This window comes from Buchnera aphidicola (Panaphis juglandis) (assembly GCF_964059065.1).
GTDB lineage: Bacteria > Pseudomonadota > Gammaproteobacteria > Enterobacterales > Enterobacteriaceae > Buchnera_L > Buchnera_L aphidicola_AM.
This window is the reverse complement of sequence record NZ_OZ060378.1, coordinates 398,371-410,388: the sequence shown is the minus strand read 5'-3', so window position 1 is coordinate 410,388 and position 12,018 is coordinate 398,371. Positions and strand designations below refer to the sequence as shown.

General features: G+C 22.6%; 13 protein-coding genes, 2 tRNA genes and 1 pseudogene. 9 read left to right on the top strand and 7 right to left on the bottom strand.

Features of this window, described 5'->3' with window-relative positions; genetic code table 11:
* Positions 1 to 155: 155 nt before the first annotated feature.
* From AB4W46_RS02055 to dut, 7 genes and pseudogenes are all read left to right on the top strand, one after another.
* A complete protein-coding gene (locus AB4W46_RS02055) occupies positions 156 to 1,733 on the top strand; it encodes an anthranilate synthase component 1 (RefSeq protein WP_367678490.1) in 1,578 nt (525 codons plus the stop codon).
* Positions 1,726 to 2,295 (top strand): annotated as a pseudogene (locus AB4W46_RS02050) (aminodeoxychorismate/anthranilate synthase component II); the annotation flags it as partial. The gene AB4W46_RS02055 and the pseudogene AB4W46_RS02050, both read left to right, overlap by 8 nt.
* A gap of 95 nt (positions 2,296 to 2,390) precedes the next feature.
* Positions 2,391 to 3,686: an adenylosuccinate synthase gene (locus AB4W46_RS02045; RefSeq protein WP_367678489.1), complete on the top strand. Its 1,296-nt coding sequence runs from the start codon at positions 2,391 to 2,393 to the stop codon at positions 3,684 to 3,686.
* Between the two features lie 348 nt (positions 3,687 to 4,034).
* Positions 4,035 to 4,382: a 30S ribosomal protein S6 gene (rpsF, locus tag AB4W46_RS02040; protein ID WP_367678488.1), complete on the top strand. Its 348-nt coding sequence runs from the start codon at positions 4,035 to 4,037 to the stop codon at positions 4,380 to 4,382.
* 52 nt (positions 4,383 to 4,434) lie between these two features.
* Positions 4,435 to 4,662 carry a 30S ribosomal protein S18 gene (gene rpsR / locus AB4W46_RS02035; protein ID WP_367678487.1) on the top strand — a complete coding sequence of 76 codons (228 nt, stop codon included), beginning with the start codon at positions 4,435 to 4,437 and terminating at the stop codon, positions 4,660 to 4,662.
* Between the two features lie 27 nt (positions 4,663 to 4,689).
* Entirely contained in the window at positions 4,690 to 5,139 is a 450-nt protein-coding gene (gene rplI / locus AB4W46_RS02030) for a 50S ribosomal protein L9 (protein WP_367678486.1), read from the top strand.
* Between the two features lie 129 nt (positions 5,140 to 5,268).
* Positions 5,269 to 5,724: a dUTP diphosphatase gene (gene dut, locus AB4W46_RS02025; protein WP_367678485.1), complete on the top strand. Its 456-nt coding sequence runs from the start codon at positions 5,269 to 5,271 to the stop codon at positions 5,722 to 5,724.
* Between the two features lie 5 nt (positions 5,725 to 5,729).
* Here dut and pyrE read toward each other — a convergent pair whose 3' ends face one another.
* Together pyrE and AB4W46_RS02015 are read right to left on the bottom strand one after the other, a co-directional pair.
* Positions 5,730 to 6,395 carry an orotate phosphoribosyltransferase gene (gene pyrE / locus AB4W46_RS02020; protein WP_367678484.1) on the bottom strand — a complete coding sequence of 222 codons (666 nt, stop codon included), beginning with the start codon at positions 6,393 to 6,395 and terminating at the stop codon, positions 5,730 to 5,732.
* A 68-nt stretch (positions 6,396 to 6,463) separates the two neighbouring features.
* A tRNA-Ile gene (locus AB4W46_RS02015) sits at positions 6,464 to 6,536 on the bottom strand.
* Positions 6,537 to 6,669: 133 nt separating this feature from the next.
* Here AB4W46_RS02015 and AB4W46_RS02010 point away from each other — a divergent pair.
* Positions 6,670 to 6,742, top strand: a tRNA-Asn gene (locus AB4W46_RS02010).
* A gap of 80 nt (positions 6,743 to 6,822) precedes the next feature.
* Entirely contained in the window at positions 6,823 to 8,223 is a 1,401-nt protein-coding gene (gene sbcB, locus AB4W46_RS02005) for an exodeoxyribonuclease I (protein ID WP_367678483.1), read from the top strand.
* Between the two features lie 7 nt (positions 8,224 to 8,230).
* On the opposite strand, the gene AB4W46_RS02000 is transcribed toward sbcB, so the two are convergent.
* From AB4W46_RS02000 to AB4W46_RS01980, 5 genes are all read right to left on the bottom strand, one after another.
* The gene (locus AB4W46_RS02000; protein WP_367678482.1) at positions 8,231 to 8,473 is read right to left on the bottom strand and encodes an oxidative damage protection protein; all 243 of its coding nucleotides are present in this window, start codon (positions 8,471 to 8,473) and stop codon (positions 8,231 to 8,233) included.
* A gap of 13 nt (positions 8,474 to 8,486) precedes the next feature.
* Positions 8,487 to 9,524, bottom strand: a complete 1,038-nt coding sequence (gene mutY, locus AB4W46_RS01995; RefSeq protein ID WP_367678481.1) for an A/G-specific adenine glycosylase — start codon at positions 9,522 to 9,524, stop codon at positions 8,487 to 8,489.
* Between the two features lie 309 nt (positions 9,525 to 9,833).
* The gene (gene hemW, locus AB4W46_RS01990) at positions 9,834 to 10,976 is read right to left on the bottom strand and encodes a radical SAM family heme chaperone HemW (RefSeq protein ID WP_367678480.1); all 1,143 of its coding nucleotides are present in this window, start codon (positions 10,974 to 10,976) and stop codon (positions 9,834 to 9,836) included.
* Between the two features lie 32 nt (positions 10,977 to 11,008).
* On the bottom strand, positions 11,009 to 11,413 hold the full coding sequence (gene ruvX, locus AB4W46_RS01985) for a Holliday junction resolvase RuvX (RefSeq protein ID WP_367678479.1): 405 nt from the start codon (positions 11,411 to 11,413) through the stop codon (positions 11,009 to 11,011).
* A 12-nt stretch (positions 11,414 to 11,425) separates the two neighbouring features.
* A complete protein-coding gene (locus AB4W46_RS01980) occupies positions 11,426 to 11,995 on the bottom strand; it encodes a YqgE/AlgH family protein (protein ID WP_367678478.1) in 570 nt (189 codons plus the stop codon).
* Positions 11,996 to 12,018: the final 23 nt, after the last annotated feature.

Genomic DNA, 12,018 nt, shown 5'->3' with positions numbered 1-12,018 from the left:
TAATATGATTACAAATTGTATTAAATATAAAATACTATCCATTATTTTTTATATATTTAAAAGTATTATTAATTATAGAATGATATTTTATATAGAATTTGAATATGATTTGTAACAAAAATATCATAAATAATTAATTATAAATGAAATTTACAATGAACACATTAAATATCCTGTATAACGTTCACACAATAAAATTCAATGTTCCATATTATATTCATCCATTACAAACTTTTTATAACATTTGTGGTAAAAAAAAATCAACGTTGTTACTAGAATCATCTGAAATTAGCAATAAAAATCAATTAAAAAGTATGATTATTATTGATACCGCAATTCGTATTACAGCTTATAAAAGAACTGTGGTTTTTGATGCACTTTCAAAAAATGGTAAGAATATATTAGATAAAATTCAAATTATAATTCCAAAAATAGTAAATGTGAATTATGTAAATAATAAAATGAAATTAGTTTTTCCTTCCTATGATTCAAATTTAGATGAGGATTCTAAATTGTTATCTTTGTCTATTTTTGATTGTTTTCGTTTTATTATTCGTTTATTTCGTTTAAATTATAAAGAGTTATATGAATTATTTTTTGGTGGTTTGTTTTCTTATGATCTTGTTAGTAATTTTGAACATTTACCAAAAGTAGATAATGTACAAAATTGTCCAGATTTTTGTTTTTATTTATCAGAAGTATTGATGATTATAGATCATTTAAAAAAGAAAAGTATTATACAAGGTAGCGTATTTTTTGATGATGAAATTGAAAAATGTCGCATTACAAAACGATTGTTAAATTTAAAAAAACAATTAAATAATTGTTGTATTAAAATACCAAATACGAGAATTGATGGCGTTCCAATGAAGGTGAATTTTAATGATATGCAGTATCAAAAAATTGTAAAAGATTTACAAATGTGTATCAAAAAAGGTGAAATATTTCAGGTAGTCCCATCTAGAAGATTTTTTTTGTCTTGCCCGTATCCCTTAAAAGCATATGATTTATTAAAATTTAATAATCCAAGTCCATATATGTTTTTTATGCAAGACATTAATTTTACATTATTTGGAGCATCTCCTGAGAGTTCTTTGAAATATAATCCAATTAATCGTACCATTGAAATTTATCCTATTGCTGGTACAAGGTCTCGTGGTTTTGATAAAAATGGTAATATTGATTTAGATCTTGATAGTAAGATAGAATTAGAAATGCGTACTAATCAAAAAGAATTATCAGAACATCTGATGTTGGTTGATTTAGCAAGAAATGATTTATCTAGGATTTGTATCCCAGGAACAAGATTTGTATCTCAATTAACTCATGTAGATCGATATTCACATGTGATGCATTTAGTATCTAAAGTTGTTGGAATTTTGAAAAATAATTTAGATGCTTTACATGCGTATTCTTCTTGTATGAATATGGGTACTTTAACTGGTGCTCCAAAAGTTAGAGCTATGGAATTAATTTATCAAACTGAAAAAATTACCCGTGGTAGTTATGGTGGATCTATAGGTTATTTTACTGGTTCAGGAGTTTTAGACACGTGTATCATAATACGATCAGCTTATGTAGAGAATGATATTGCTATTGTTCAAGCTGGAGCTGGTGTAGTATTAGATTCTATTCCGATTGAAGAAGTATACGAAAGTCGTAAAAAAGCTCAAGTGGTATTGGATTCTATTATTCAATCAAATTATAAAAAAAGGATAGATTGTGATTCATAAGGATATTGTATTATTAGATAATTTTGACTCTTTTACATATAATATTGTTGATCAATTGCGTATATCTGGAAATAACGTTATTATTTATCGAAACAAAATTTCATTAAATACTATTTTATTAAAATTATCAAATTTTAAAAAACCTGTATTATTATTGTCACCTGGTCCAGGTAAACCTAAAAATGCTGGTTGTATGTTAGATTTATTGAGCCATGTTGTTGGTAAAATACCAGTGATTGGTATTTGTTTGGGTTATCAAGCAATTGTGGAACACTATGGTGGTTCTGTGGATTATTCTGGTGAAGTGGTTCATGGAAAATCATCTTTGATACATCATGATGAAAAAGAAATGTTTTTAAATATTACTAATCCGTTATTAGTAGCCAGATACCATTCTTTAGTATGTGAAAGCATACCTAAAAGCTTAGTTATTAATTCTGTGATGAATAATATGGTAATGTCAGTGAGAAATAATTCAGATAAAATATGTGGTTTTCAGTTTCATCCAGAATCAATTTTAACTACCTACGGTACTCAACTTTTAGATAAAACATTAAATTGGACGTATTCATGACGTTATGTGTAATAAAATAAGTAAAGAATAATATTCAGATTATAATTTTAAGTTTTTAATATTTATATATTATAAGGATAGTTATGAAGAGCAATATAGTTATTTTAGGAACACAATGGGGTGATGAAGGTAAAGGAAAAATTGTTGATTTTTTAACTCGTAAATTTCATTATGTGGTGCGTTATCAAGGAGGAAATAATGCCGGTCATACTTTGATTGTAAATAATAAAAAGGTAGTTTTACATTTAATTCCATCAGGTATATTACATGATAACATTGTTTGTATTTTGGGTGGTGGAGTGGTAATATCTCCTTATGGATTAATGAATGAAATTAAGATGTTGTCTGAATTAAAAATTTCTATAAATAATCGTTTAATTTTATCTGAGAGTTGCCCTTTAGTCTTAGAATATCATGTAAAAATGGATATTGCGAGAGAATTGTTTTTAAAGAATTCTTCTATTGGAACTACAAAAAAAGGTATAGGTCCAGCTTATGAAGATAAAATTGCTCGAAGAGGACTACAGATTCGTGATATATATAACGATGAGATATTATTTAAAAAATTAAAAAACAATATTAATTATTATAATTCTCAATTTATTAATTATTATAAATGTTCTACTGTTCAATATGATAGAATTTTGAAAGAGATTTTAGAATTTCGTGATTTTATAAAAAATAAAATTAAAGATGTACCTGGATTATTACAAAAATTATATAAAGAAAAAAAAAAAGTAATTTTTGAAGGTGCTCAAGGTGCTTTGTTAGATTTAGATCATGGAACATTTCCATATGTTACTTCATCTAATACTACGATCGGAGGGGTATTTACTGGTTCTGGTGCAAATTTAAAATTAGTGAATCATGTTATAGGTGTAACAAAAGCATATTGTACAAGAGTTGGATCAGGTCCATTTCCTACAGAAATTACTGGAGATCTTGATTCATATTTATGTATGAAAGGTAAAGAATTTGGTTCTACTACAGGTCGAAGAAGAAGAACTGGATGGTTAGATTTAGTATTACTATCAAGAGTAATTACTTTAAATTCGATAACGTCTTTATGTTTAACGAAGTTAGATGTTTTGGATGATTTATCAGAGATTAAAGTATGTGTTGCTTATAAAAATATGAAAAATATGAATATCATTGAAGATATTTTTGAAAACATTAATTATAGTTTTTTAAAACCAGTTTATAAAATTTTACCTGGTTGGAAACAATCTATTAGAGGAATTACTAGTTTTTCTGATCTACCGTCTCCTGCTCAGAATTATGTATATTTTATTGAAAAATTTTTTAATCATCAAGTGTTAATTGATATTATTTCAACTGGTCCGAATAGAATAGATACAATAATTAAGAGAGATATTTAATGAATTTTATATAAATTTCGTTTTTATAATATTTTAAATGACATTTAAAGTAATTAATTCATTTGAATGTAAAATATATATTTTCATACTGTTTATATTATTGTTAAAGATATAAAATAAATGATTAAAACTATTTATAATATTTAAAAAATATGTATAATATATTATATTGAAATTATGATAAATATTTAATATTTTTAGATTTAATAAATTATTAAAATATGATTTTCAATATTTTTTATTATTGTTGATTGTCATTAAAGTATGAACATTAATTTATACAATAATATTTTTTAGTATAGTGTTTTTATTTTTATATGAATATTTATTTTCAAGGATTTGATTATAATGCGTCATTATGAAATTGTATTTATGATACATCCCGATCAAACATCAGAGAAAGTTGTAAAAATTATTAATGGATATAAAGTTTTTATTACTAATAATAAAGGTTTTATACATAGATTAGAAGATTGGGGTAGAAGACAATTAGCTTATTCAGTAGAAAAGTTTCATAAAGCATATTATGTTCTGATGAATATTGAAGTAAAAAAAACAGTTATTTTAAAATTACAAGAAAAGTTTCGATTTGATAAAATAATTATTCGTAACTTAATTATGAAAATAAAAGATAAGGTAACTAGTATTTCGCCAATGTTAAAAATGAAAGATGATAAAAAAAAGATTTTAAAATAATTTTATAATGTTAAAATTTTAATTTTAATATATTTATTATTCAGAGGTTTTTATGGCTCGATATTTTCGTAGGAGAAAGTTTTGTCGTTTTACAGCCGAAAAAATTGAAAAAGTAGATTATAAAGATATTATAATGTTAAAAAATTATATTACTGAAAGTAGTAAAATCATTCCTAGTAGAATCACTGGTACATGTGCGAAATATCAAAAGCAATTATCGAAAGCAATTAAATGTGCAAGATATCTTTCTTTAATTCCTTATACAGATCAACATCATTAATATAATGAATTTTTATGAAAGGTTAATATGGATATTATCTTATTACAAGATGTTCCAGGTTTAGGAAAATTTGGAAATATTGTTACAGTAAAAGCTGGATATGCAAGAAATTATTTAATTCCTTATGGAAAATCATTATTATCTAACAGTAAAAATATAGATATTTTTAATCAAAAGAAACATACTTTAATTAAAAAAGATGTACTAAATATTGCAAAGTCACAAAATAGAATAATGAAAATGAAAAGATTTCTACCAATTCAAATATTTTCTAAGGCAAGTGATAAAGGAAAATTATTTGGTTCTATTAGTGTAAAAGATATTTTTAAAGTAATAATTAAATTAGGGATTAAAATTGAGAAACATGAAATTACTATGAAAAATAGTATTATTAGAAAAATTGGTAATTATAGTATTATTTTTCAACCTCATAAAGAGGTTTCATGTTACGTATTGATACAAATTTTACCTAAGTAATGTGTTAATTTATTTTTATTATTTTGATCATATTACTATTAAGTAATGTATTAATTATATAAATAATTTTTATAAGGATGTATTTTCATAATACATCTTTATTGTATTACTATTAGGTCATTGAATTTTATGCATACTATTGATATTAAGATATTGGATCAACGTTTAGGAAATGAGTTTGATTTTATTAAATATCAAACTCGTGGATCTTGTGCAATGGATTTAAAAGCTATGATACTTAATGAAGTTGTTGTTTTATCTCAACAGGTTATTTTGATTCCTACTGGAATTTCAATATTTATAAAAGATCCATTAATTACAGCAATGATTTTACCCCGTTCTGGATTAGGACATAATCATGGTATTATTTTAGGTAATACAATTGGAATTGTAGATTCTGATTATCAAGGTGAATTAATGGTATCAATTTGGAATCGTCATATTAATTCTTTTAATATTTTTCCTGGAGATCGGTTTGCACAATTAATGTTTGTTCCAATTATTAAACCAATATTTAATATAGTTTCTAGTTTTAGACCTACTTCTAGAAATAAAAAAGGTTTTGGACATTCTGGTGTAAAATAAAATATTTATGATTTTAAAATTTCTGATCCATATTTTTTATAATAATTTTTAATTTGCTTTATATGTTTCGTGAATATTTTTTTATCTTTTAAAAATTCTATAACATCGATAATATTAATGATTGAAAATAATTGATAGGAGTTTTTTTGATTTTTTTCATCAATTTTGTATTTTATTTTGTTATTTTCATTTTCTTTTCGATCAAAAGCGCAGAATATTGCTAATATCTCTATTTCACTTGAGATTGAATTCATAACTTTTATAGATTCATTTACTGTTTTTCCTGATGTCATAACATCATCAATAATGATGATTTTATTTTTTATACAATTGTTATCGACTAAAATACCTTTTTCACTATAATTTTTAAATATTTTTCTGTTAAAGAAAAATGGTTTATTGAGATTATATTTTTGTTTAAGAATCATTGCTGTTGTAGCTGCAATTGGAATTCCTTTATATGATAGACCAAATAAGCTATCAAAATTAATTTTTGAATTTTGAATTAATGATGCATAAAATTTTCCTAACTTAATTAAGTTTTTTCCTGTATAAAAACAAGATGAATTAAAAAAGTATGGACTATTTCTTCCTGATTTTAATTTAAAATTACCAAATTGTATCGCTTGGTTTTTTAATGCAAATTGAATAAATTTTTTTTTTAAATGCATCATAGTTGTCTCATAATCATACTATACAATTTTATGTTTTTTTTGTATATTTTTAAATTTTTTTGGAGTGGCTCTTGCTGGATTCGAACCAGCGACCAAGCGATTATGAGTCGCGTGCTCTAACCACTGAGCTAAAGAGCCAACAACTCATTGTAATGTTTTTTAAAAAAAAAACAAGCTATTTATTCTATAAATTTTTGGATTTTATTTATTTAATATAATTTTATAAATTTTTTTGACAAAAAATTTTTTACGTGTTATTATACAAAAATAATCCTCTGTAGTTCAGTTGGTAGAACGGCGGACTGTTAATCCGTATGTCACTGGTTCGAATCCAGTCGGAGGAGAATAATATTTAATTTAAATTAATGAAATTTATTAATATAATAGAAAATTACTTTATATTATTATTTTTAATAATCTATTTATGAAAAATTATAATTTACAGTTTTTATTTTATGATTATGAAACATTTGGAATAAATACAAGTTTAGATAAACCCTCACAATTTGCATACATACGTACTGATAATGATTTTAATATTATTGGTTCTCCGAAATGTTTATATTGTTATCCATCTATTGATTATTTACCAAATCCAAAAGCTTTACTTATTACTGGAATTACTCCACAATATACAAAGAAATACGGGATGAATGAATTTTTTTTTTCTAAAAAGATATTTAAAATTTTAAATTCTTCAAAAACATGTATTCTTGGTTATAATAATATAAAATTTGATGATGAATTTACTCGTAATATATTTTATAGAAATTTTTTAGATCCATATTCTTGGAGTTGGAGAAACCAAAATTCTAGATGGGATGTTATATTAATTATTAGAGCATGTCATGTATTATTCCCTAAATTATTAATATGGCCAAAAGATTCATCTGGTGTGATAAGTTTTAGATTGGAATATTTAACTAAATTAAATAATATTGATCATAATGCTCATGATGCTCTTTCTGATGTATATGCAACTCTTGAATTAATAAAATTAATTCGTAATAAAATACCTGAATTATTTAATTTTTTATTTCAATATAGATTAAAAGATAATTTAAAACGCATTATTCATGTCGACAAATATGTTCCTTTAATATTTATTTCTAATATATTTGGCAATGTTAGAAACAATGTTTCATGTATTATTCCAATTTTTTGGAATACAAAGAATGATAATATGTTAATATTTTTTGATTCACATATGTGTTTAAAGAATTGTATTCAGTATTTAAAAAATATTGATGTTATGGATATTACAGTAAAAAAATTAAATAGTATTGGGATTCGTTTTTTATATGTTAATCAATGCCCAATTTTAATTCCATTAAATTTTTTTACAAAAAAAAGGCTTTTTTGTCTTGGTTTTGATTCGAATAAATTTAATATCAAAATTAATATTTTAAAAAAAAATTCTCAATTGATTAATAAAATTTTTATTTTTTTTAAAAATCACTCCTATCATAATGTTCATAATGATGTAGATTTGAAGATATATGATTCTTTTTTTTGCCAATATGATAGAATGTTAATGAAAAAAATACATAATTATAAAATTCATTACTGGAATAATATGAAATTTAGTTTTTTGGATAAAAAATTATATGAGATGTTTTTTAGATTAAAAGCAAGAAATTTTCCAGATTTATTAAATCAAAAAGAAAAATCTGTATGGATTAAACACTGTTTAAAATATTTAAATTCAGAAAATATTAATAAATATTTACAGGAAATTAATAATTTGATTAAATTATATCGATTTCAAAAATCAAAATTATATTTATTACTTGAATTAAAAAAATATATTTATTCTATACATTAAAAATTTTTTATTTTTTTGAATCATTTAAAAATAAGAATTTTATCATGTACTTTTCTACTTTTTTATAATGTTCTTGGTTAATCATATTCAGTTTATTTTCATTAATGAATTTTATTTGTTCTTTATTCCAGATTTTCCAAGCTATTTTTGAAATTTTTTGTTTTATTTTTTTTCCTATTTCTCCTGGATAAAATTGTTCTTCAAATCCTTCTGATTTTTTTTTTAAATAATGACAAAATATTATTTTCATATTTTTTTTAATTTTATTTTTTGTGGTTGATTTTCAATAAAATTTCTTTTATTGCTTTTGGTATCCCAACGTGTTGTTTATTTTTAAGATTATACCATATATGATTTTTTTTTGGATAAGAAATTTTTTTATTTTGACAGGATACTAGTATACATTTCATATGTAGAATAAAATTACTAAATTTTTGAATTTCATAATAATATTTTTGGTAAACAATATTTTTTATTTTTCTTTTTTTAATCCATATTTTCATATCTTGTAAATTATCGAATTCTGGAAAAGAGAAAAGGTATTTCCATATTTTATATGATTTTCTTTGTTCTAAAAGAATTTTTTGATTATTTACAATAATTATAAAATGTTTATGTATTTTTTTTTGATTCATTATTTTAAGTGATATATGATTTTTTTCATGACTCATATGATATTGACAAATAGATTTTATTGGACATATAATACATTTTGGTTTTTTATATTTGCATATTAATTGACCTAAATCCATCATTCCTTGGTTAAATTTGTTTGCATGATGAATTGGTGTTATCTGATTTATCAGTTTCCATAATTTTTTTTGAATTATTGATTTTTTTAAATTTATATCAATATTATATAATCTAGTTAGTATTCTTTTAATGTTTCCATCTAAAATTGAAAATGAAAAATTATATGATAGTGATAAAATTGCTCCAGCTGTAGTTTTTCCAATTCCTGGTAATTGTGTTAGGTGTTTCATATTATCTGGAATATGTCCATTATGTTTTTTTATAATTATCTTTGATGATTGATGAATATTATATGCTCTTTTATAATATCCTAATCCACTCCATATATGTAATATTTCGTTTAAATCAGAATTGTATAAATCATAAACATTTTTAAATTTTTTAATAAATCGATTAAAATATGGTATTACAGTAGTAACTGATGTTTGTTGTAGCATAATTTCTGAAATCCATATAAAATATGGTTTTTTTTTTTGCCATGGTAATTTATTTCTACCATAGCAGTGTTTCCAGTTAATAATTTTTTGTGCTATTTCCCAATTTTTCATTTTATTTATATAGTTTATTTTTCTTTAAATATTATATTTCAATAATTTTCATAGGATAAATATATTATTTCATATTATTCATATGATGAATATATTTGATTAAAATATTTTTAAATTATTTATAGATTTTAATATTTAATTAATGTATTAAATCTTAATATTTAATATTTTGATATAAATTTTATTTTTTATTTTTATAGAATAGTTTTTTATTATTTAATGAATTAAGATATTTTAATATTTATGTAGTGATGTTATTGAATTTCATTTGTACATATTGTATATGATGAATATGTATTATAAAAATTATTACATAATGAAACATTCTATTAGATTATTTAATAAATTTTGACCTTTTTCCGATATAAACCAATATTTTTTTTTTTCTATAATATATTTTTTTTTGATAGCTTTTTCTATGGATTTTTTAATGTATGATAGATTTAAATTGGTATGCAAACAAAATGATTTTTTTTTAATAGGTTTCAATAATCTTAATACATTCATAAAATATTCCACTGGTTTTTCTGAATTTTTTATGATATTTTTTTTTTCAATGTATTTGTATTGTTGATTGCAGTATTCATATATTCTTTTTTTTTTAATTGTTCTAATAATTTGACCATTAATGTTTGTAATTTTTCCATGTGAACCACAACCAATACCAATATAATCTCCAAAGTTCCAATAATTTAAATTATGTGCACAGAAAAAATTTTTTTTAGAATATGAAGAAATTTCGTATCTACAATAATGATTTTTTTTCAATAATTTATCTCCATTATGATACATATTCCATATTGTGTTTTCTGTTGGTAGTTTTGGTTTTTGATAATAAAATATGGTATTTTTTTCTATATTTAATTGATACCATGAAATGTGGTTTGGTTGTATTTTAATAGCTGTTTTTAAGTCTAATATACAGTCTTGAGTTGATTGTAATGGAAGACCATACATCAAGTCGATATTGAAATTAATATTATTGTTTTTTTTTATTTGATAAAGAAGGGTAATGATTTGATTTTTTGAGTGTGTTCTTCCTAGAATATTTAAGAATTGATTTTGAAAACTTTGTATTCCAATTGATATCCGATTAATTCCAATTTTTATATATTTTAATATATCCTTAATAGTAATATAATCAGGGTTAATTTCTATTGTAATTTCTGATCCTTTTTTTATTGGTATAATTTTTTTTATTTTACATATTAAGTATCTTAATAAATGATGATTTATTAAATTAGGTGTTCCTCCTCCAATAAATATAGTTTGTATATGTTTTTGATGAACTAGTTTTACATCGTTTTTTAGATCTTGTATCAACATTTTAATATATTGAATCTGTTCACTGATTTTTTTTTTAAATTTATATGTATTAAAATCGCAATATGAGCATTTTTTTATACACCATGGTATGTGAATGTATAAACTTAATGGGGGAACAAAAAACATAATGATCCTTAGTATGAATAAAATTGTTGTGGTTATTTTTTGTTTTTATTCAACCAACTTTCTAATATTAATACTGCTGATAATGAATTAATATTTTTTTTATTAATTTTTTTATATCGTTTTGTTTGGTACAATATTGATTTTGCTTCTATAGTTGTAAGTCTTTCATCATGAAATTCAGTATGAATAAGATGACGTTTATATAATATTTTAGAAAAATCAATTGTTTTTTTTGTAATTTTTTGAGTAGTTCCATCCATATTTAGTGGATATCCAATAATAATTAATTTTGGTATCCAATATTGGATTAAAGATGAAATTTTTTTCCAGTCTGGAATATTATTTTTTACTTGAATTGTTGATAACATACTTGCTGTATGTGTAATATCTTGACCAATTGCAGTTCCGATATTTTTTGTTCCAAAATCAAATGACATTATAAACATAATTTAAGCGTGTCCAAAATGAACAGATAATTGATACATATTAATACCAATATTTTTTGCAGCATGAGTCCATCTTTTTGAAATTGGTATATTAAAAAGTATGTCATGATTTGCAGATGATGTTAACCAAAAATTATTGAGTAATTCTTTTTCTAATTGGTTTTTTCCCCATGTGCAATATCCTAATGCTACTAAAATTTTTTGTGGTTCTTCAATAATACCCATAGATTCTAGGATATCTTTTGATGTTGTAATGGTTGTAGTATCTGAAATTCGTATACTAGAATAAAATGGTTTTTTTGAAGAATGTAATATGAATCCTCTTTCTTTTGCTTGTGGTCCTCCCATAATTACTGGATCCTTTATTTTTGGTCCAAAGATGCATCTTGAGGATTCAATATTCAATTTTTTTAATATATGTTGTATTTTTATGTTTTTTAGTGGTTTATTGATAATAATACCCATAGCTCCATCTTGATTGTGTTCACAAATATATATTACAGTTTTTTTAAATAGAGGGTTTTTTATTCCAGGCATAGCAATTAAAAGTTGATGTTGTAAGGTTGTTTTCACTGGATATTCTCAATAAGTAAATG

Excerpts from the sequence above, each read along its gene's own strand:
- AB4W46_RS02055 (WP_367678490.1), top strand. The coding sequence starts at position 156 with ATGAACACATTAAATATCCTGTATAACGTTCACACAATAAAATTCAAT.
- AB4W46_RS02045 (WP_367678489.1), top strand. The coding sequence starts at position 2,391 with ATGAAGAGCAATATAGTTATTTTAGGAACACAATGGGGTGATGAAGGT.
- rpsF (WP_367678488.1), top strand. The coding sequence starts at position 4,035 with ATGCGTCATTATGAAATTGTATTTATGATACATCCCGATCAAACATCA.
- rpsR (WP_367678487.1), top strand. The coding sequence starts at position 4,435 with ATGGCTCGATATTTTCGTAGGAGAAAGTTTTGTCGTTTTACAGCCGAA.
- rplI (WP_367678486.1), top strand. The coding sequence starts at position 4,690 with ATGGATATTATCTTATTACAAGATGTTCCAGGTTTAGGAAAATTTGGA.
- dut (WP_367678485.1), top strand. The coding sequence starts at position 5,269 with ATGCATACTATTGATATTAAGATATTGGATCAACGTTTAGGAAATGAG.
- pyrE (WP_367678484.1), bottom strand. The coding sequence starts at position 6,395 with ATGCATTTAAAAAAAAAATTTATTCAATTTGCATTAAAAAACCAAGCG.
- sbcB (WP_367678483.1), top strand. The coding sequence starts at position 6,823 with ATGAAAAATTATAATTTACAGTTTTTATTTTATGATTATGAAACATTT.
- AB4W46_RS02000 (WP_367678482.1), bottom strand. The coding sequence starts at position 8,473 with ATGAAAATAATATTTTGTCATTATTTAAAAAAAAAATCAGAAGGATTT.
- mutY (WP_367678481.1), bottom strand. The coding sequence starts at position 9,524 with ATGAAAAATTGGGAAATAGCACAAAAAATTATTAACTGGAAACACTGC.
- hemW (WP_367678480.1), bottom strand. The coding sequence starts at position 10,976 with ATGTTTTTTGTTCCCCCATTAAGTTTATACATTCACATACCATGGTGT.
- ruvX (WP_367678479.1), bottom strand. The coding sequence starts at position 11,413 with ATGTCATTTGATTTTGGAACAAAAAATATCGGAACTGCAATTGGTCAA.